Annotated in this window: 17 protein-coding genes; 14 read left to right on the top strand and 3 right to left on the bottom strand. The window is 47.4% G+C overall.

The features are described from left to right. Positions 1-338: 338 nt before the first annotated feature. The 6 genes from AB9P05_RS08695 to AB9P05_RS08670 all read left to right on the top strand — a co-directional run bounded on the left by AB9P05_RS08695 (position 339) and on the right by AB9P05_RS08670 (position 7,749). A complete protein-coding gene (locus AB9P05_RS08695) occupies positions 339-527 on the top strand; it encodes a bacteriocin (protein ID WP_371908435.1) in 189 nt (62 codons plus the stop codon). Positions 528-932: 405 nt separating this feature from the next. After that, positions 933-5,657: a hypothetical protein gene (locus AB9P05_RS08690; RefSeq protein WP_371908434.1), complete on the top strand. Its 4,725-nt coding sequence runs from the start codon at positions 933-935 to the stop codon at positions 5,655-5,657. Continuing rightward, on the top strand, positions 5,657-6,067 hold the full coding sequence (locus tag AB9P05_RS08685) for a hypothetical protein (RefSeq protein WP_371908433.1): 411 nt from the start codon (positions 5,657-5,659) through the stop codon (positions 6,065-6,067). Before AB9P05_RS08690 ends, AB9P05_RS08685 begins: the two co-directional genes overlap by 1 nt. A 60-nt stretch (positions 6,068-6,127) precedes the next feature. Further along, positions 6,128-6,301: a hypothetical protein gene (locus tag AB9P05_RS08680; protein WP_371908432.1), complete on the top strand. Its 174-nt coding sequence runs from the start codon at positions 6,128-6,130 to the stop codon at positions 6,299-6,301. 12 nt (positions 6,302-6,313) lie between these two features. Further along, complete coding sequence (locus AB9P05_RS08675) at positions 6,314-6,736, top strand: hypothetical protein (protein ID WP_371908431.1); 423 nt, start codon at positions 6,314-6,316, stop codon at positions 6,734-6,736. Further along, a complete protein-coding gene (locus tag AB9P05_RS08670) occupies positions 6,733-7,749 on the top strand; it encodes a PQQ-binding-like beta-propeller repeat protein (protein WP_371908430.1) in 1,017 nt (338 codons plus the stop codon). Before AB9P05_RS08675 ends, AB9P05_RS08670 begins: the two co-directional genes overlap by 4 nt. A gap of 18 nt (positions 7,750-7,767) precedes the next feature. Here the strand turns inward: AB9P05_RS08670 and AB9P05_RS08665 are convergent, their stop codons facing one another. After that, complete coding sequence (locus tag AB9P05_RS08665) at positions 7,768-7,953, bottom strand: transposase domain-containing protein (protein WP_371908429.1); 186 nt, start codon at positions 7,951-7,953, stop codon at positions 7,768-7,770. Positions 7,954-7,989: 36 nt separating this feature from the next. Between AB9P05_RS08665 and AB9P05_RS08660 the strand changes: the two genes are divergently transcribed. From AB9P05_RS08660 to AB9P05_RS08650, 3 genes are all read left to right on the top strand, one after another. Further along, positions 7,990-10,059: a hypothetical protein gene (locus tag AB9P05_RS08660; RefSeq protein WP_371908428.1), complete on the top strand. Its 2,070-nt coding sequence runs from the start codon at positions 7,990-7,992 to the stop codon at positions 10,057-10,059. A gap of 2 nt (positions 10,060-10,061) precedes the next feature. Continuing rightward, the gene (locus AB9P05_RS08655) at positions 10,062-10,811 is read left to right on the top strand and encodes a hypothetical protein (RefSeq protein ID WP_371908427.1); all 750 of its coding nucleotides are present in this window, start codon (positions 10,062-10,064) and stop codon (positions 10,809-10,811) included. 174 nt (positions 10,812-10,985) lie between these two features. After that, positions 10,986-11,255 carry a hypothetical protein gene (locus AB9P05_RS08650; protein ID WP_371908426.1) on the top strand — a complete coding sequence of 90 codons (270 nt, stop codon included), beginning with the start codon at positions 10,986-10,988 and terminating at the stop codon, positions 11,253-11,255. Positions 11,256-11,341: 86 nt separating this feature from the next. On the opposite strand, the gene AB9P05_RS08645 is transcribed toward AB9P05_RS08650, so the two are convergent. After that, positions 11,342-11,485 carry a hypothetical protein gene (locus AB9P05_RS08645; RefSeq protein WP_371908425.1) on the bottom strand — a complete coding sequence of 48 codons (144 nt, stop codon included), beginning with the start codon at positions 11,483-11,485 and terminating at the stop codon, positions 11,342-11,344. Positions 11,486-11,996: 511 nt separating this feature from the next. On the opposite strand from AB9P05_RS08645, the gene AB9P05_RS08640 reads away from it, so the two are divergent. Next, a complete protein-coding gene (locus tag AB9P05_RS08640) occupies positions 11,997-13,313 on the top strand; it encodes an ATP-binding protein (protein ID WP_371908424.1) in 1,317 nt (438 codons plus the stop codon). A 2-nt stretch (positions 13,314-13,315) separates the two neighbouring features. Here the strand turns inward: AB9P05_RS08640 and mazG are convergent, their stop codons facing one another. Next, a complete protein-coding gene (gene mazG, locus AB9P05_RS08635) occupies positions 13,316-14,131 on the bottom strand; it encodes a nucleoside triphosphate pyrophosphohydrolase (protein ID WP_371908423.1) in 816 nt (271 codons plus the stop codon). Between the two features lie 86 nt (positions 14,132-14,217). Between mazG and AB9P05_RS08630 the strand changes: the two genes are divergently transcribed. The 4 genes from AB9P05_RS08630 (at position 14,218) to polA (ending at position 20,016) form a co-directional block, all read left to right on the top strand. Continuing rightward, positions 14,218-14,460, top strand: coding sequence for a hypothetical protein (locus tag AB9P05_RS08630; RefSeq protein WP_371908422.1), 243 nt, complete (start codon positions 14,218-14,220; stop codon positions 14,458-14,460). A gap of 67 nt (positions 14,461-14,527) precedes the next feature. After that, on the top strand, positions 14,528-15,919 hold the full coding sequence (gene glmM / locus AB9P05_RS08625) for a phosphoglucosamine mutase (RefSeq protein ID WP_371908421.1): 1,392 nt from the start codon (positions 14,528-14,530) through the stop codon (positions 15,917-15,919). An 11-nt stretch (positions 15,920-15,930) separates the two neighbouring features. Further along, positions 15,931-17,076, top strand: a complete 1,146-nt coding sequence (locus AB9P05_RS08620; protein WP_371908420.1) for a cysteine desulfurase family protein — start codon at positions 15,931-15,933, stop codon at positions 17,074-17,076. Positions 17,077-17,181: 105 nt separating this feature from the next. Next, complete coding sequence (polA, locus tag AB9P05_RS08615) at positions 17,182-20,016, top strand: DNA polymerase I (protein WP_371908419.1); 2,835 nt, start codon at positions 17,182-17,184, stop codon at positions 20,014-20,016. Positions 20,017-20,391 lie beyond the last annotated feature (375 nt).

Here is a 20,391-nt window from a genome sequence, read left to right as displayed (position 1 = left end):
GCGCCTTTTATAGTGGATTATTCGCTTTTAGTGTGGGCTACAGAAGTAAGTATACGTGATAACACACTAATTAATAGGCTGTTATATCGTGTAAGTCAATGGTTTAAATAAAGAATTTAATGACATTACGGTGTAAAAATAATCACATACCACCATCCGAATAATTCAATTAAAACCTGTAATGTATCTTCGAATTATGCACTTTTAGTGAGAGATATTTTAGTTTTCTTGTTAAACATAGGGTATAGTCGAAAAAATTGATTAAAATTAGACCGTGATATAGAGGGGAAGCTGAAAACCTTTAAAGAGTAGGCGTTCATTGATCAAATTGTGTTATAATGTCAGTTAAAAAAACCAGTTTCAGTAAGAAGTCCTTTGCCACACTCAACCTAAAAGAAATGGCGACCATTTCTGGTGGTGGAGATCCATTCGACCCCAATTTCTCAGATAAGCGTCGTATTGAGAAACCAAAGGAAATAACAGAAGAAAGTGTTTATATGTCAATTTCTTCTTTCCTTGTAGGATAACAATTGATTCAACTTCTTATGATGAGGGCCCTACGGGCCCTTTTTTGTTGCCATAATTATACGTATGACCGCAAAATAACACCAATATCCAGTCATTATCAACAGGCAGCTATCCCTATGGGAGAATATGCGTGCGCGCATCTGGAGAATCCGCCAGCAACCTACTCTACCCCACTCGTCTTTATTACTATCACGCTCCCCCCGCCTTCTGAATAAGTACAAACGCTTTATAGATCCCTGCAGGGAATATCTCCCACCACCCCTCATTTATTCCTGTTCCTTTCCCTCCTCATCCCCATCCAGGTAAGTAACCCACTCATATTGTCGTGCATTAGTGTACTGATGTCTCCTATTTGCGTACTGTTTTTTTGTGCAAAATTATCCGGTGACAGTACCATGAGAGCTATGATGAAAGGGAGGTCGTTTCTACGGCTTTGGGTGAAGGTATGGGTGTGTATGCTCTGCCTGCTGGGGGTATTTGGGCAAGCCGCTGCCCAGTCCGCCGTACAGGCCAGCCTGCAAATCTTTCCGCCCAACAGCGTCTACCTGAGCCACTACGGCCAGCCCGGCAGCCTGCAGGTACAGCTCCTGCTGCGTGACCTCAGCGAGCCCAGCTACCCCGTGCAGCTCCGCTGGACCATCGAAGGCCCCGGCATACGGCTCAGCACCCGACAGGGCTACCAGGGCAATGTCATCACCCTGCAGGGTGGCATGCCCCGCCTGCTCTCCGCCCCCGAGCTCGCTGGTGGCCTCTCTGCCGACGCCCTCGACTTCAGCGGCTACGACCGCAGTCGCTTCCTCCAAAGCGGCGGCCAGCTCCCCGAAGGCTTCTACCGCTTAACCGTACAAGCCTACGACTTCCGCCGGCCCGACGTCCCCCTTTCTGCTCCTGCTACTGCCACCGCCTGGCTCGTCCTGGCCGATCCGCCCCTGCTCAACCTACCCGCCTGCCACAGCCAGGTCACCTGGCAGCCCGGCCAGCCTTTGCTTTTCCAGTGGACCCCTATGCACCGGGGCTCAGGCCTTAGCGGGATCGCCTATGAGTTCACCCTGGTAGAAGTGCGCGGCGGCCTGCAGGCCGACGAAGCCATGCGTACCCTGCCACCCCTCTACCAGACCGTCATCCGCCAGACCAGCCTCCCCTACGGCCTCGAGCTACCGCCCCTGCAGGAAGGCCTTACTTACGCCTGGCGCGTGCGGGCGCAGGTAAATGAAAGCGGCCCTCAGCTTACCGGTTCCCCCGAAGAGACCTTCAAAAATCAGGGCTTCAGCCGGGTATGCGCCTTCGTGCCCGGCACCCCCGTGGCCGACCTGCCTCCCCTAAGCGACCTTACTGCCGAGGCCCTCAGCCACGTCCACGCCAGGTTCTCCTTTGCCGGATACAGCAGAGACAACCGCCGCCGCCAGGCTACCACCTACCGGCTGCAGTACCGCCCCACCCACCAGCCCGACTGGCCCTGGCGCAGCGTTGATATCACCGACACCGTCTACATCGCCCGGGATCTGGCTCCCGGCACCCCCTACGAAGTAAAGGCCGGCGTGGTGCGCAACGGTATCGCCAGCCAATGGAGCCCGGTCACCGCCTTTACCACCCAGGCCCCGCCTGAGCAGGCCTGCTATGATGATGAAGGCCCCCTGCCCGAAATCACCAACCGGGAGCCCCTGCCCAATGCCCTGGTCGGTGACCAGATCGCCGTGGGCAAGTTCACCATGCGCCTGCAGGAGGTCCGCGGTGGTGATGGTGTGTTCAGCGGAAGAGGCACCATCTACGTCCCCTGGATGGGCCTTACCCTTCCCGTACAGTTTGACCGCATCGCCATCAACACCGACTACCGGATGACCGACGGGCTCGTCCATGCCCTCAGCAAGCCCCTCGATGAGTGGCGGGAAGGCATAGAAGATTTCTGGGAAGACCGGCAACAACTGGCCGATACCACCATCACCGTCTCCGGCTACCTTGAAGCCGTCACCATCAAGAAACAGGAAGGCCAGGAGGACGCAGAGGAAGAAATTACAGAAGGCCCCCGCACCTACGTGGTCACCCTCGCCAGTGGGGAGACCCTCGAGATCCAGCAGCCCCCCGGCCAGAGCGTAGCCGTGACTGACAGCCAGGGCCGCACCATCGTCATCGATGAGGAAGGCCGTGTAGGCCCCATCCTCGAGCCGGAGGCAGACACGCCTGTACTCGCCACTGGCTACCGCATCAGCCAGCCCGTATACTTCACCGCCTACGAAGGCCAGCGCTACGGCTTCGATACCCAATTGCACGAAGCTTACACGGAGCACTATGAAAGCCTGGCAGTAGAGGCAGGCGAAGCCGGAGAAAACAGCGAATACCCCATCGCCTGGAAAGCCCTGGCCACCGGTCAGACCGACAGGGTCACTCTGCAGGGCGATACCACCGGCCTGAAGCTCTACACAGAAACAGGCCAGCCCGTACCCATCCTCGAAAAGACCGATGATGAGCACTACACCCTGCTACTCACCGGCCAGGGCGATAAAGAAGAAGGCTACCTGCAGGCCATACGCACCAATGCTGAAGACAGCACTGAGAGCCTCAGTGGGAAACTCAATACGGTAAGCTACGCCCCCGAGCACTTCACCCTGAAGGTAGTGCCCGTCAACGGGGCCGGCTACATGAAGCCCGGCCGTGGGACAGACATCTTAAAAGCCCTGAAAGCCACCTATGGCCCCGCCGTAGTCAACTGGACCGTCACTTACGAGAAAGCCTTTACCGCCGACTACGACACCGATGGAGACGGCGCCCTGGACGACGGGAATACCGGCATGCTCTCCAACTACACCCCTGAGATGAGAAAGCTCATCAGGCGCTATGAGCAGGCGCATAAGACAGCAGAAGGCACCTACTACCTCTTCCTGGTCCACACCCCCAAAAGCGCCATAGACGAAGACGGAACGCACAACGCCAGGGCCGGCTTTATGCCCTACAAGCGCCAGTTCGGCTTCATCTTCACCTCCCGCATCGGTAACCCCGACCACTTCGACAAGACCATCGCCCACGAGCTCGGCCACGGCGCCTTCCGGCTCCCGCACACCTTCGTGGAGGCTCCCGCCCTGGAGGAGTGGGCCACCAAAAACCTGATGGACTACACCTTTTTCGGTACCGAGCTGCACAAACACCAGTGGGACCTCATCCACAACCCCCGACCCGTATGGGGGCTACTGACCGGGGATGAGGAGGTGGCGATGAGTGACTATGCCCGTATCAACGCCCTGCTTGACTTTATCAGAGAGAATAAAGGAAACGCCACCCCTTATAAAAAGCTTGATTTTTATACCGGTCACTCGTGGAGCGATGTCGTACAACTTGCCGACTACGAGGGAGAACAGCTCCGCCTATACGTCGAGCTGTCCGATAATGGCGTGCTTGACCTGGCCCATCCGGATGACATTTACCTCAAAACAGGCCTTTCCGTTTACCCCGAACGCCAGACCCACACCGGCTTTTACCTCGACATACCCTATGCGGATAAAGAAGGCACCGCCATTCGCCTGTGGGCTTACACTTTTGAAGATTTTGAAAAGCTACTTCACAGGATAGGGTTTCACATTCCCTCTATCGCTCATCCATATTATCTGGACATCTACAAGCAAGCAATAACCAATGCGGATGGCGACTGTGACAAGCTTGATGTCATCTACGAAACCATTCCCCCTTTCGTCGCCTCCGAATTACCGGATGAAAGCCTGTATCAGGCATTAATCTCTTTATCAGGCTGCATAATGGACGATGGCCTCTATGTAAACGGCACCAATGAAGAGATAGCCGTCATTAACATCCTTAAGGCCTATAGTGACAAGCAGGCGTTATACCAGACCCTGCATGACCACCCCGGCCTGGTCCATGACCTTTATGCCGGCCTGGATGGCGAAGACCTCAGCACCTTCGTCAACATCCTTTGGGAGTTGTCCAATCGCTTTGGCCCTGGGCAGACTGAGCACTTTATCCGCTTAGGTGAAGTGCCTGCGGAGGTTTATGAAGTAAACCCTGCCCACAGAGGCCTCGCCTATGTACTGGTAGAAGGCAGCCGGTTTAACAGCCGGAACCACCTGGGCCTGTACGCCTGCCTGGGCAGGCGTAACTTCGGTACCAGCGTCCAATGCTCGAAAGAGCAGCCCGGCATAACCGATGTAAACCCCCTCGACCTGGTGAAGCTGCATACCGGCAGCCAGGAAGAGGTACTACTGGTCCCCGCCCTGTTCGTGTACTACCATGGCACCCAAAGCAACCGGGAGCACCTGATGGACGTGATCAGCACCGGCTCTAACCTGTTAGGCCTTGGCGCCGCTTCTAAAATACTGCTCACCCGCGGAGCGCCGGCTCTCTTACGCATGCTCGCCGTCATGGAGATAGGAAAGCTGGCCCTGGACGAAGCGATGGAGCGGTCTGATGTCCGGCAGGCCATTCGAGATGAAGGGGGTGAGTGGTTTGTGGATAATTACTACTGGATCAGTATCACTGTAGACCTGACCGTTTTCAGTGCGGATGTGCTGACTGATTTAGTGACGAATGGCCGTAAGGCCAGCAAGGCCCTGCGCGCGCAGGGAGAGACCGAAGCTGCGGACAAGCTGGATGACATCATCGAACAGGCTGAAGAGGCGAAGAGAGTGAGGGGGAATGAGATTTCGTTCATCGATCAAGCCGTATCTGAAAAAATTGATATTATAGTAGAATTAAGAAAAATAAATAAAAATGAACGCCTTAAGCAATTAGGCACTGATCCTGATAGAAACATTTATTCTCACGCAGAGGCAGAAGCTGCTTATAAGATTGAAGAAGAATGGGGCTATTTTGAACGCTTCCAAGCCAAGCCAGGATCTGGGCGTAAAGGAGATTGGATTGGATTGAGTGGAAAAGGTAAAGACAAAACTTTTGACGAGTTTGGCGGTAGCATTCCAGATAACCCCTATGCTGTAGGTGAAATAACTAGGAAAGCCAAAAGTAAAAGATTGTTTTTTGAGTCATTGGATGAACATTTTGCTAAAAGTGATTATGTTGTTTTAAACTTAACCAACCTGAAGAGGCATAATCTTAACTTGTTCAATGAAACAATGGAATATATAAGAACCAATTTTGAAATCAACAAGCTTATTGATATTACTAAATAATGAGCATAGAGCGCGTAAACTATTTAGATGAGTCATTTTGTGAGAACTCTGTAATTATTAGCAGAGTTCAGTGTTTTTTATACCTTTTTATGTTAAAGAAAGGTCATCCTATTTGGATGAGTCCTATAATAGAGGACATTAAAGGCAATAGTCAATTACCAGTACCAAAATTTTTCTTTGATGAAGAAATGATCGAGCCATTCCCAAGCAGGAAAAAGTATTTGATAGAAACTTTAAATAAAGCTTTGAAAGAAATGGAATCTAAGTCAATAGTGCAATTTTTTTCTTATATAAAAGAAGCTTCGATTGATACATTTTTTGAAATTAGAGATGATGAACTGCCAAAACAGGAAGTATACCATTATTATAAGGATACCTTAAAAAAGGTAATATATCAACTCGATAATTAAAAAATTTTAACAGATTCAGATAAGTTAAAAGGTGTGTTTGATGATGACTTTTTAAAGGCTATGTCAGACGCACAAAAGACTGCTGGTAATGGTTCAGTTCCTGCAATGAGGATCCTATTTGATAATATTGAAAGTGCTTTCAAAACCCTTGATCTTACCAAGGTAGAGGGCCTCGACTTGTTGAAGAATGAACTAAAGCGAACAGATTATGGAAAGATGATAGCATCCAACTGAACGCTGGAATATATGGGTAAGAATGCTGATTCATTCAAGCAGTTTGATAAGATCGTTTTTGAATCGGTGGAAAAAATTGATGATGTTACAGGTTCAGTAATAAGGAGGATAGATGTCAAAACCACAAAGGGAGTAAAGGACTTCTTCTTTGAGTTTAAAACTGTACAACCGCCATTACCACCAAAGGGATTTGCTGATCAATTTGTAAAGGACTTAAAGTTGACAGATGTAACCTCTCTTGATCAACTCAAATGGGTTTTTGATGGGAAGAAGGTTAGCAGTCTGACCAAATCTGATTTTATGGAAGTTTTGGAGAATGCAAATATTTCTGACGAGGAAGCTAGGAAGCTGGTTAAAAACATAGATAACCCCACAGCAGATGATCTTTTGGACTTGATTGAAGCAAATTTTGACGAAATTTTTCAGGTAAAATGAGTTGGTACAAATCGATGGAAATTAAAGGAGTGCAGTCGCCTCTAACACTCGTTGATGATAGGTTGTTTTTTTTTGACAAGGAGAATAATCTTATCTCTTACGATGTGAAAAGATTGTCTGAGGTGCAGAAGAAACACTTTGAAAAGAGTTTTATCCTTAACGTAAAGGCTGAAGCTATTTTTGTCTATCTGGATGATTCAATCAATAACCTAGACCCAATAAAATTGGATTTAGATCAAGTCTGGAAGGCTAAATTCGGTCGGCCGGCCATATTGGATAAGAATCATATCTACGAGCAGGTGTATGAACGGAAAAATAAAATAGTACAGTTAGGAGTGTATGACAGATATGATGGTAAAGAACTCTGGAAGGAAGATTTCCACGGTCACAGATTCGCCAGAAATATTAAAGGAAGGTTGTTTATAACAGATATTAACTTTACTTACTTAATTTGTTTGAATCCAGAAACCGGAAAAGAATCGTGGACTTATTCTTTTCCAGAAGGCGAAAAGGTAACAGGAAATATTTTCTTGTATGAGGGTGTATTGGTGATTCCATCAATGGCAGGGCAAGCACCAGATAATAAGGATTATTTATGCGGTATAAATGTTGAATCTGGTGAATTGCTGTGGAAAAGAAATGGAAGTTTTCAGTACTATCAGTTAGTGGAAAGTTCAGGTCTTTTATATGGTTTTGCGCATGGACTTTATGAAGTTACTGATATAAAGTCGGGAGAAAAATTGGTTCATAAAAAGCTAATAGATGACCTCTGGGTGTCCCAACATATGAATTCTATCGGAGATGGCGGTTTATATTTTGTTGGCGGTACTCATACCAATATGGGCATGTTCATTAGCAAATTCGGTAAAATCAATATCGAAAAGCACGAGATAGAATTTATTCAGGAATTAGATGTTGTAGAGGGTGTAAAAGCTGATCTACCGATATATCATAAAGGAAAGCTCTATATTAAGGATAGCTTTAATGCTCTTCATGTTTATGAGCGAGAGTAAAAATAAAAAGCTTTAAATTTATACTCTTTGCCTTATTAAATTTCTTTTCGTATCCCTTCGGCCCTGAGCGTATTGCATCCTAATGTTTAATAGGTAGTAATTCATGCGGTTGACTTTGTAATCTGGTGGTTTTCTGAGGGTCTCAGTGAGCCATTCCAGCGGGTTAATGTCATTGAGCTTGCATGTGCCGAACAGATTGTACATTATGGCCGCCTGTACCTCGAGCTGTCCGGTAATGGCGTGCTTGACCTGGCCTATCCGGATGATATTTACCTCAAAACAGGCCTTTCCGTTGACCCCGAACGCCATACCCACACCGGCTTTTACCTCGACATACCCTATGCGGATAAAGAAGGCACCGCCATTCGCCTGTGGGCTTACACTTTTGAAGATTTTGAAAAGCTGCTCCACAGGATAGGGTTTCACATTCCCTCTATCGCTCATCCATATTACCTGGACATCTACAAGCAAGCAATAACCAATGCGGATGGCGACTGTGACAAGCTTGATGTCATCTACGAAACCATTCCCCCTTTCGTCGCCTCCGAATTACCGGATGAAAGCCTTTACCAGGCATTAATCTCTTTATCAGGCTGTATAATGGACGACGGCCTCTATGTAAACGGCACCAATGAAGAGATAGCCGTCATAAACATTCTTAAGGCCTATAGTGACAAGCAGTCCCTCTACCAGACCCTGTATGACCACCCCGGCCTGGTCCATGATCTTTATGCCGGCCTGGATGGGGAAGACCTCAGCACCTTCGTCAACATCCTTTGGGAGCTAACCAATCGCTTTGGCCCTGGGCAGACTGAGCACTTTATCCGCTTAGGCGAAGTGCCTGCGGAGATATATGAAGTAAACCCTGCCCACAGAGGCCTCGCCTATGTATTGGTAGAAGGCAGCCGGTTTAACAGCAAGGACCACCTCGGCCTGTACGCCTGCCTGGGCAGGCGTAACTTCGGCACCAGCGTCCAATGCTCGAAAGAGCAGCCCGGCATCGCCGATGTAAACCCCCTCGACCTGGTGAAACTGCATACCGGTAGCCAGGAAGAAGTACTACTGGTTCCCGCCCTGTTCGTCTACTACCATGGCACCCAAAGCAACCGGGAGCACCTGATGGACGTGATCAGCACCGGCTCTAACCTGTTGGGCCTTGGCGCTGCTTCTAAAATACTGCTCACCCGCGGGGCGCCGGCCCTTTTACGTATGCTCGCCGTCATAGAGATAGGAAAGCTGGCCCTGGACCAGGCCATGGAGCGGCCTGACATTCAGCAAGCCATTCGAGATGAAGGAGGCGAGTGGTTTGTCGATAATTACTACTGGATCAGTATCACCGTAGACCTGACCGTTTTCAGTGCGGATGTGCTGACTGATTTAGTGACGAATGGCCGTAAGGCCAGCAAGACCCTGCGCGCGCAGGGAGAGACCCAGGCCGCGGACAAGCTGGATGACATCATCGAACAGGCTGAAGAGGCGAAGAGAGTGAGGGGGGAATCCATGATTCCTGAGGCCCTTTTTGCCGGCTATCCGCACCTGAACGGCATTCGTAGCCAGGAACTGATAGCCAAAATCAAGGGTCTGAACCTTGATGGCACGACCTTGTCTAAACTGGACGAAACCCTTTCAGATGCCAGCCTTTTGGCTAAATTTGAAGCCGAACCGGGGTTGGTTGAGGCGTGGAAGCGGTTAGATGATTTAGGTACGGATGTCATTCCAGATGCCTTCCGAAAAGACCCGAATTTCCTGAGCAAATTTGATGATGTAGCCAAAAACAACAATCTCGGATTAGACGCAGATGGTATTGGTGACCTGTTAAGCTCTCCTAAACTCAAGGGTCAAGCTTGGGATAGCCCAGACGCTGTTTTAGATGCAGTGAAGCGAGGATCGGATGCCAATATTGATGGTTTAAGTATTAGCCACAAGAAGTTTCCAGAACCAGCAGAAGGTAACGAATCCTTCGTGCTGAAAAATGCTAAACAGTACCAAAAAGAAGCTAGTGGAGATGCTGCTTTAAGTTTTGATAAAGGCGGAAGAAGCTTTGATAATATTGATTCAGATGGAAACTTAATTGACAGGAAATACGGACATGGTAGTAGTGTTTTCAATGCTGATGGCACAGTGAAAAACAACACTAGAGCTCAGAGTATTTTAGATCAAGGTGACGCCCAAGTTCGTGCTGCAAATGGTGCACCTGTTAAATGGGAAGTGTCTACTGAATTAGGAGCTGATGGAATACAACAACTATTTGATGATGCAGGAATTGATATTGAGGTGATTCATGTTGTTCAACAAACGATTATAAATTAGATATGATAAGAGCAAAGTTAGTTCCACTGGTAACTTTAAAAAGAGAGAAGTTATCTATTGCTCAGATTGCAGAACAGATTATTAATTTTTATGTGAAATTGTCCTTATCCGATGCAGACTATAATCAAATAAGTGTTGTGTCAGAAAAGAAGCCTTTATATCAAAGTATTAATGTTAATGCTGATGATGCTAAACAACAGTTAGCAGAAGAAGTCCTACATAAAAACATTAAGGAAATCCAGAAAATGGATAAAGTAGAAAATCCAACTCTTGATTTTGTCATGAGTGAATCTATTATATCTATTGGCTTAGAAGTAAAAAGCCAAAATACTTCTTTGATGACCTTAAATTTCAGTTTCCAAAATTCAAACAGTTTCAGGTCGAAAATAGCTAGTATATCAGTAGATGAAGTATGTTTTGATGCTTTGGGAAAAGCCAAGTTCTTTTTGGACACAGCTAAAGCATCTTTTTCAGTTGATTATTCAGTGATTAAAATTTCTGACAGAGACCTCAATAAGGTTGCAAGAGGTTACAAAGCTCCGTTAGGCTGGGTCACCTATTTTTCAAATGATTTTGAAATCCCCATCCCTGATGATCTGGAAGGCATTGAGTACGAACATACGGACAATGGGAAGTACTTAATCTTGACAAGGGAAAATCCTATTGCTCCTGAAACAATAGAAACCAATAAGGAAAAACTTATAAACTTAATGGGCGAAATAAAAGAGAGAGTGCCTGAATACAGTAGATAAAGATTTAGAAAGCCTGATCGGATAGATCGGGCTTTTTACATTATTGACTGAATTTTTCTTTTGGCGATAAAAGCATCGATCACAGAGAAGATATTTTGTCGATCATCTCCAATGAAAAGAGACTATTACATAAAGTGTGTCACTAAGTAGTACAGTAACTATCTTAAAGACACGATGAAGGATAAGAAAGAAGAATTCGATTACGAGTCATTCAAACAACAAGCTCGCGAGAAGCTGCTAGGCGGTGGCGATCTGTTGGGTAGTGACGGTGCCCTGACTCCCCTTCTCAAGGATTTTTTAGAAGAGAGCCTTTTGAGTGAGCTTGACGAGCACTTAGACCAGCAGGTCAAAGAAAGTAATCGCAAGAACGGCCGCGGTAAAAAGAAGGTGAAAACCAGCCTGGGCAAAATGGCCTGGAGGCCTTTACAACGATCAGCTGTGTAACCGACAAAATATCGCCTTTGCTTCAATAATGGCGTAGCCTTCCTTTAGAAGCAGTCTATTGCAAACCATCTCCATTTTTTGTACTTTTACAATACCATAAGAACCCCTCCTCCCCCCTCTTTCCAAAAGAATCCGCCTCCTTTCCCCTTCTCATCTTTCGCTTCTGGTTCGCTATTAATACGGTTCTGCTTCGCTTCTCCTTCGCTATGAGTCTTACTTGCCTTCGGCATACGTTTATCCCTCCTTCGACCCACTGCCTGCAAAGAGTCAATATTAAACTTTTCCAATATTCATTCTATTCGTATAAATATACTGGTACACTAAGCAGCGGCTTCCTGTTCAGAGGTAATGAAGATGACCCCCAGCCAGAGTCCATTCCCCATAGAGCCACTGCCCACCCCAAGCCAGGCATTGCACAAAAGTAGAATACCCTCGGGAGCCTGGTCGCCATCGACTCAGCCGGATAGGTCCATTTAATCCTCAGACATAGCTTCCGGGAGTGGCGTTGGACTGTTTGTATATATCTCAAATAGTAGGTTTTAACTATTACTCATCACCCAGTCCTAACCGCACCAACTCATTCCAGGAGTCAATTACTATATTAAACTCTCCCCCCGGTCCTGTTTTTATTTATATGCTTACTCAAAAGCCCCTACGTAATAAAAAAAAGCAGCTTGACCAGGTGCATCAAATCCTGCCATTGTATTTTCGCCCATTGTTAAAGCTAAACAAACCCACACCTTGTATCAGACGCTAGCATTAGAACTTGACTGGCTGGCCGAAGCCGTAAGGGCCCGTATAGATGCCTACCTTACGAATCAGGAAGCAGAACTGCCTGAAGCCCCCGTAATGCCAGAAAATGGTAGTGCCTATGAAAACATAGTCAAAACCCTTAACCTGACGGAGGAGCAGCGGCTGGTACTTGCGCTTGCCCTAGCCCCACACCTGCAGCCTGAGGTCCTTGATATGCTCAGGCTTACCCCATCGGGCACGACCCGGCCTTACACGATATTCGGAGGACTGGTGGGTAAAAGCCACGGAGGTGTACTCCCTACTGGCGAAACAGCCCTCTTTCTTCTGGCAGGGGCTGATACTACCCGCCGTATCGCTTATCTGGACTTTTTTAATATCACTAACCCACTATTCAGTTCGGCGCTTATCCAGTTCACGGAAAGCGAGGCTGGCGAACCTGAGTTATCAGGGCAGCTTTTTATCTCAAACGAAGCCCTGCGTATGGTGCGTACGGGTGAGCCTATTCGCCCCAAGTACAGCAGCCGGTTCCCCGCGCAGGTCATTAACACTCCGCTGGAGTGGGAGGATCTTGTGCTTAGTTATGATACCTGGGAAAGCCTGGAAGAGTTAAAAGCATGGCTTGCACATGGCCAGGACCTCCTTAGCCTGCCTACCATCGGTAGAAAGATTCGCCGTGGATACCGCTGCCTCTTTTATGGCCCGCCCGGTACCGGTAAAACATTGACCGCAAGCCTCCTCGGAAAAGGCTTTGGGCTGGATGTATACCGTGTGGACCTCAGTATGGTCGTATCAAAGTACATCGGTGAAACTGAGAAAAACCTGAAAAACGTATTTGACCAGGCAGAAAACAAAAAGTGGGTACTCTTCTTTGACGAAGCCGACTCCCTATTTGGCAAACGCGTCAATACAAGCAGCGCCAATGACAGGTACGCCAACCAGGAAATAAGCTACCTGCTGCAGCGGATAGAAGACTACCCCGGGCTTATCATCCTCGCCAGTAACCTGAAAGGTAATATGGACGAGGCTTTTACCCGCCGTTTTCAAAGCGTGATATACTTTCCGGTTCCGGACGCCAGCCTCAGGCTTACGCTTTGGAAAAAGGCTTTCGGCGAAGATATGGCACTTGCAGAAGATGTAGACCTCAGGCAAATAGCCAAAACGCATGAATTGTCCGGAGGAGCTATCAGTAACGTAATCCGCTACTGTGCACTCATGAGCCTTTCCCGAAATGAAAGAGTAATATCTATGGAAGACCTGCAGGAAGGCATACGGCGCGAGCTTCAGAAAGAAGGCAAAACAGGGTAGACTTATAGCTTTTTAGCCTCATTCCAATATTTATCCATTTCTGGTAAAGTCATCTCACCAAGCTTTTTACCGTCTTGAGCGGAGGCCTTCTCCAGGTACTGAAAGCGCTTAATGAATTTTTTATTGGTGCGTTCAAGCGCCTCTTCGGGATTGATGTCCAGGAAGCGGGCATAATTTATCAGGCTAAACATAAGATCGCCGAACTCATCGCTGGCTTTCTGCTTATCAGCCACCTCACCGGAAGCTACGTCAAATTCCCCCCGAAACTCACCCATCTCTTCTTCCACCTTTTCCCACACCTGGTGAGGACTGTCCCAGTCAAACCCTACCCCGCGCGCTTTTTCCTGTATCCGCATGGCTTTGACCAAGGCCGGAAGTGACCTGGGTACACCCCCAAGTACGGACTTGTTCCCTTTTTCCTGTAGCTTGATCTTCTCCCAATTAGCTTTTACTGTTGCTTCATCGTTCGCTTCAGTATCGCTATATATATGCGGATGCCGCCTTATTAGCTTATCACATACCCCATTGAGCACATCAGCTATATCGAACGCCTTCTTTTCGCTACCAATTCTCGAATAGAACACCATGTGCAGCATGATATCACCTAACTCTGCGCGTATCTCGTCCAGATCACCCTCAAGGATAGCATCAGATAACTCAAAGGTTTCTTCAATGGTCAGGTGACGCAGGCTTTCCAGGGTTTGCTTTTTATCCCAGGGGCAATTCTCACGCAATTCGTCCATGATCGTGAGTAACCTGTCAAAGGCTTCGAGCTTGTCCTTTCTTTTAAGATCAGGTTTTGTTTCTGGTCTTTTCATGTGATGTGCTTTCCGGTTAGAAACTTTGCCCTGAATAAGTGCGTTAATCAGTCAGAACAAATAACTTTGCACAAAATTAAGAAGTTATGACAACTGTATTGCTGGGCATCGGCTTTTTAGCACTTTTCTTTATCCTTATGTCTGTTCGTCTTCTCTTTTTAAAGAACGGCGAGTTTAAAGGAACATGCGCCTCCCAGAGTCCTTTTCTCAATAAAGAAGGAGGCACCTGTGGATTTTGCGGCCGTGATATTGAAGCCGGAGAAGCCTGCGGTAAAGAGGAAGAAAACAATAAATCCGAAGTGGAGAAGGTCCTGGAAAAATTTAATTGACCCTCCTGTGGTGTCGCCATCACCATACTTTTCTTAGTTTTACCTTCACAAAAAAGTATTTCAATTCGTGGCTTTAATTAAATCTATTTCCGGTATCCGGGGTACCATCGGTGGACTGGAAGGTGATGCTCTCACCCCTATTGATATTGTAAAATTTACCTCAGCCTACGGCTACTGGCTGAAACAAAACAGTACCAGGGACAAGGTAATAATTGGCAGGGATGCCCGCCTCTCAGGCGAGATGCTCAGCCACTTGGTTACCGGTTCATTGCAGGGGTTAGGCTTTACAGTAATAGATTTAGATCTCTCCACTACCCCTACAGTGGAAATGGCCGTAACTATGGAACAGGCTGCCGGCGGAATTATCCTTACGGCAAGCCATAACCCTGCTCCCTGGAATGCCCTTAAGCTTCTGAATGAACGAGGCGAGTTCATTTCCGCAGAAGACGGCAAAAAAGTACTTGAAATTGCCGAAAGCGGCAAAATCCTCTTCGCTGATGTAAAAAAGCTTGGGGGGTACCGTCAGGATACTACCTATATAGATAAGCACATAGATCAAATCCTTGCTCTTGACCTTGTCGATGTGGAAGCTATACGTAAGCGTGGCTTCCGTATTGTAATAGACTGTGTCAACAGTTCCGGAGGGATAGCACTACCCAAGTTACTGGCTGCATTGGGAGTAGAGCATGTAAATGAGATGTATTGTGACGCCAACGGCCTTTTTCCTCACAACCCCGAGCCATTGCCTGAGCACTTAAATGCGATAAGCCACGAAGTAGAGCACGGGCAGTATGATCTGGGCATCGTGGTAGACCCTGATGTAGACCGTCTCGCCTTAATTTGTGAGGACGGGACGCCATTTGGAGAGGAATACACACTGGTAGCTGTCGCTGATTATGTTTTAAAGCACAGTAAAGGAAATACCGTAAGCAACCTGAGCTCTACACGCGCCCTGAGGGATGTAACCGAAAAACATGGTGGTACCTATAAAGCGTCTGCGGTAGGCGAGGTGAATGTAGTCACCATGATGAAAGAAACAGGAGCCGTCATCGGTGGCGAAGGTAACGGGGGTATTATCTATCCCGAACTTCATTATGGACGGGATGCCATGGTAGGTATAGCATTATTTCTTAGCCACCTGGCTCACTTTGGTAAGTCAACTAAGATGCTCAGGGCCAGCTACCCTAATTATTATATCTCTAAAAATAAGATTGAGCTTACGCCTAATATAGATGTAGACCAGATCCTGAGTGAAATTCAGGATAAGTATCACAATCAGCCAATCAATACCATCGACGGCGTAAAGGTGGAATTTGATAAAGAATGGGTACATTTGCGAAAGTCTAATACGGAGCCCATTATCCGTATTTATAGCGAAAGTGAATCGCAGGCAACCGCTGAACACCTGGCTAATAAGATTATCTCTGACATTAAGGAGATAATTTCTACTAACGCATAAGATTAAACAACATGAGGGTTTACCTGGACAATGCCGCTACCACCCCTTTGGATGAGGAAGTATTTGAGGCCATGAAGCCTTATATGCTTGAATACTACGGCAACCCGTCATCTATCCACACTCACGGTAACCAAGTCAAATCAGGCCTGGAAAAAGCCCGGAAAAAAGTAGCTGATCTGCTTAATGCAGCTCCTGCGGAGATTTTCTTTACCTCAGGAGGCACAGAAGCAGACAATACAGCCATTCGCTGTACTATTGACACATATGGCATCAAACATGCCATTACCTCCCGGATCGAGCATCATGCCGTGCTGCATACCCTGCAGGCAGTAGAGAAAGAAGGCAAGGTCAAATTGCATTACGTATCTCTTGATGAAAGAGGCCATATCGATATGGATAGCCTGCGTTCACTGCTGGAAAAAGCGGGGGAAAAGTGCTTCGTTTCATTGATGCATGGAAATAATGAGATCGGTAACCTGACTGATATTGCCTCCGTATCGGGGCTCTGCAAAGAATTTGGCGCTGTCTATCACTCAGACACTGTTCAAACTATGGGACATTACCGTCATGACCTGCAGGCACTCGATTGTTGTAGCATTGTTGGATCTGCGCACAAGTTTCATGGGCCCAAAGGAGTGGGCTTTTTGTATGTTAGCGCCAACCATAAAATACACCCTCTCATAACCGGAGGGGCCCAGGAGCGTAATATGCGCGGTGGAACAGAAAATGTATATGGCATCATCGGCCTCGCCAAGGCATTAGAAATAGCCTACCGGGATATGGATGACCACCAGGCACATATTCAGGGCCTCAAAGATTACATGATCGATCGCCTTAAAACCGAAATCCCTGAAGTCGGTTTTCATGGAGACAGCGCTAATGCTAGCCGGAGCCTTTACACTGTACTCAATGTGAGCGTGCCTAATGTGGAAGATAATGCTATGCTTCTCTTTAACCTCAACATACAGCAGATATCAGCCTCCGGGGGCAGTGCCTGTAGCAGCGGTTCCAGCATAGGCTCACATGTCTTGGCTGAAGTAGTAAAAAACAAAGAGAACCGCGGCGCCATCCGCTTTAGCTTCAGTAAACGAAATACTAAGGAAGAACTGGACTATGTAGTAAACAAACTGTCCGAAACAGTTAAAGTCTCCGTATAGCATGCTATTGCTTTAACAAAAAGATTTTAAGAGAAGCCAATAGCTTCTCTTTTTTTTGCCTTGCAGCAAAACACAGCCCTGTCAGATATTTTATATTTTTACCGTATGAGCAAGCCTGAAAATAAAATGTTTTTGCTGGACGCCATGGCCCTGATCTACCGCGCCCACTTTGCCTTCAGCAAAAATCCACGAATAAATTCTAAAGGGGTAAATACCGGTGCTGCCCTCGGTTTTACAAACACCCTTGTAGAAATACTTAATAAAGAAAAGCCTACCCACATAGCTGTAGCCTTTGATACCAGTGCTCCCACCTTCCGCCACGAGCGCTTTCCGGAGTACAAGGCCCAGCGTGAAGAGCAGCCCGAAGATATCAGAGTAGCCATCCCTGTGGTAAAAGACATCGTAAGGGCCTTCAATATCCCCGTAATCGAAAAGGACGGCTTTGAGGCAGACGACCTCATCGGCACCATAGCCCACAAAGCGGGTGATGCTGGTTTTGAGGTATTTATGATGACCCCTGACAAGGACTACGGCCAGCTTGTACGCGAACATGTTTACCTGTACAAACCCAGCTTCATGGGCAACGGGGTAGATGTACTCGGTATACCAGAAGTACTACAGAAATGGGATATTGAGCGGGTGGACCAGGTCGCCGATATGCTGGGATTGCAGGGAGATAGTGTGGATAATATCCCCGGTATACCAGGTATAGGGCCTAAGACTGCCGCCAAGCTCCTAAAGAAATATGGCACAGTAGAGGAGCTGGTCAAAAACTACCAGGACCTTAAGGGCAAGCAAAAAGAAAACGTAGAAAAATACGCTGATCAGGCCATCCTTTCTAAAGAGCTGGCCACCATTAACACAGAAGTTCCCGTCCATTTCGATCCTGACTCCTGCAAGTGCAGTGAGCCTGATGAGAAGGAAATTAACAGGCTGTTTGAAGAGTTAGAGTTCCGTACACTCGCCCGCCGCGTCCTTGGGCAAGAGATCCCGAAGTCCAAATCCACCCGAAAGGTGAAGAAAGACACAGCACAAATGGGGCTTTTTGGCAGCGAAGAAAAGGAAGAGGAAGAGGATAAACCAGCCTCCGAAGCAGCACCCGAAACGGCTGTGGCCATCAGTAGCCGGAACACTATCTATAATACGCCACACCATTACCACCTGGTAGAGGAAGAGGAAAAGCTTAAAGAACTGGCGGTATACCTGGGCAGGCAAAAAGAATTTTGCTTTGACACAGAGACTGACAGTCTTGATGCCCATGAAGCTGAGCTTGTAGGGCTGTCATTCAGTTATGTGGCCGGAGAGGCTTACTACGTACCTGTACCCGACGATCGTGACGGGTGCCTCTCTATAGTGGCTTTCTTCAGAGAAGTGCTGGAAAATCCTGACGTTATCAAAATAGGGCAAAACCTTAAGTATGATATGCTCGTGCTCAAGCGGTACGGTGTAGAGGTGAAAGGCACCTTATTCGACACCATGATAGCCCACTACCTGCTGGAGCCTGATATGCGCCATAATATGGATGTGCTTGCCGAGTCCATCCTCAACTACACCCCAGTTTCCATTGAAACCCTGATTGGGAAGAAAGGCAAAAAACAGGGAAGTATGCGCGACGCTGAGGTAGAAAAGGTAGCCGAATACGCAGGAGAAGACGCCGACATAACCCTCCAGCTTAAACTGTCTCTGGAAAAAGACATTAAAAAACACAATCTGGACGACCTGCTGCTGAAGGTCGAATCCCCACTAACCCGTGTCCTTGCAGATATGGAAGCAGAAGGCGTCAAAATTGACACCGAAACCCTTCAGTCCTATAGCAAGGCCCTCGAAAAGGAGAGTGTGGAGATCGAAAAGCGTATCTACGAGTTAGCTGGAGAGGAATTTAATATAGCCTCAACCAAGCAACTCGGTCCTATACTGTTTGAAAAGCTGCAGATAGATACTAAGCCTAAGAAAACAAAGACCGGCCTGTACGCTACCGGTGAAGAGGTTTTGGTAAAATATGCGAATGAGCACGAAATCGTAAGGCTTATTCAGGATTACCGCGAACTCAATAAACTCAAGTCTACCTATGTAGATGCCTTACCTCTACTCATATCCCCCCGTACAGGGCTCATTCATACTAACTATAACCAGGCTGTAGCGGCTACAGGCAGGCTTAGCTCCACTAACCCCAACCTGCAGAATATTCCTATCCGTACAGACCGCGGCCGGGAAATAAGGCGTGCGTTCGTACCCCGTAGTGAAGAATATACCCTAATGGCTGCAGACTATAGCCAGATTGAGTTACGCATCATGGCCGCCTTCTCGGAAGACGAGAGTATGATTGATGCGTTTAAAAACGGGCGTGATATCCATGCCACCACTGCCAGCAAGATATACAAAGTACCCCTGGAGGAAGTGGATAGTGATATGCGGCGCAAAGCAAAAACAGCCAATTTTGGCATAATCTACGGGATATCCGCCTTTGGCCTCTCTCAACGGCTCGATATACCAAGGGGTGAGGCCAGTGATATTATCAACGCTTACTTCGAAGAGTTTCCCGCAGTAAAAGAATACATGGACCGCGTGGTAAATGATGCCCGTAGCCAGGAGTATGTGGAAACCATACTCAATCGCAGACGCTACCTGAGAGACATCAACTCGAGAAATGCCACCATCAGAGGCTATGCTGAGCGAAACGCCATCAATGCCCCTATTCAGGGCAGCGCCGCTGATATCATCAAGATCGCCATGATCAACATCTATGATTGGATGAAAAAAGAGAAGCTGAAAAGCAAAATGATCATGCAGGTACATGATGAACTTGTTTTTGATGTTCATCTGGAAGAAAAGGAGCTCATGGAAAAACAAGTCGTAGAGCTCATGAAAAACGCTCATCCATTATCCGTACCCATGGAGATTGGTGTTGGCTTTGGCAGTAACTGGCTGGAGGCCCACTAATCACCTTCCTCACCCAACTATTAGAGGCTGTCTCAAAAGGCAGCCTCTTTCTTTTTGTTCAAAATATAATTTTTCATCCTTCGTAACTACCGCGAGGTGGTACCGGGTCGCGTCCGACCGGGTCACGTCCGACTTCGCCATGCAGAATGCAAATAGTAATTAACCAAATATTGGTTGGCATGAAATAAGGCCCCTCTACTTTTGAGACAGCCTCATTTTCTATTGCCTCAACTTTCCCCCAGGCCCGGCGGTAGAGAACCTAATTTTCCAAACTACCGTTCTTTTCGCATACCAAATGGCACACTGACAAGACGTGCTTTACCGTTAATTGATTGAATATCCACCCATACCTTACAAGATCGCCCATGGAGCCTC

Origin of the sequence: Roseivirga sp. BDSF3-8 (genome assembly GCF_041449215.1) — a bacterium.
GTDB lineage: Bacteria > Bacteroidota > Bacteroidia > Cytophagales > Cyclobacteriaceae > JBGNFV01.
Note: the sequence above shows the minus strand (reverse complement) of the source record. Positions and strands in the feature narration are given on the sequence as shown.

Bases quoted from the DNA above. Each gene is read 5' to 3' on its own strand.
- AB9P05_RS08680 (WP_371908432.1), top strand. From the start codon at position 6,128: ATGTCAGACGCACAAAAGACTGCTGGTAATGGTTCAGTTCCTGCAATG.
- AB9P05_RS08630 (WP_371908422.1), top strand. From the start codon at position 14,218: ATGACAACTGTATTGCTGGGCATCGGCTTTTTAGCACTTTTCTTTATC.
- AB9P05_RS08695 (WP_371908435.1), top strand. From the start codon at position 339: ATGTCAGTTAAAAAAACCAGTTTCAGTAAGAAGTCCTTTGCCACACTC.
- AB9P05_RS08620 (WP_371908420.1), top strand. From the start codon at position 15,931: ATGAGGGTTTACCTGGACAATGCCGCTACCACCCCTTTGGATGAGGAA.
- AB9P05_RS08665 (WP_371908429.1), bottom strand. From the start codon at position 7,953: ATGTACAATCTGTTCGGCACATGCAAGCTCAATGACATTAACCCGCTG.
- AB9P05_RS08690 (WP_371908434.1), top strand. From the start codon at position 933: ATGATGAAAGGGAGGTCGTTTCTACGGCTTTGGGTGAAGGTATGGGTG.
- AB9P05_RS08670 (WP_371908430.1), top strand. From the start codon at position 6,733: ATGAGTTGGTACAAATCGATGGAAATTAAAGGAGTGCAGTCGCCTCTA.
- AB9P05_RS08655 (WP_371908427.1), top strand. From the start codon at position 10,062: ATGATAAGAGCAAAGTTAGTTCCACTGGTAACTTTAAAAAGAGAGAAG.
- AB9P05_RS08650 (WP_371908426.1), top strand. From the start codon at position 10,986: ATGAAGGATAAGAAAGAAGAATTCGATTACGAGTCATTCAAACAACAA.
- AB9P05_RS08645 (WP_371908425.1), bottom strand. From the start codon at position 11,485: ATGCCGAAGGCAAGTAAGACTCATAGCGAAGGAGAAGCGAAGCAGAAC.
- mazG (WP_371908423.1), bottom strand. From the start codon at position 14,131: ATGAAAAGACCAGAAACAAAACCTGATCTTAAAAGAAAGGACAAGCTC.
- AB9P05_RS08675 (WP_371908431.1), top strand. From the start codon at position 6,314: ATGGGTAAGAATGCTGATTCATTCAAGCAGTTTGATAAGATCGTTTTT.
- polA (WP_371908419.1), top strand. From the start codon at position 17,182: ATGAGCAAGCCTGAAAATAAAATGTTTTTGCTGGACGCCATGGCCCTG.
- AB9P05_RS08685 (WP_371908433.1), top strand. From the start codon at position 5,657: ATGAGCATAGAGCGCGTAAACTATTTAGATGAGTCATTTTGTGAGAAC.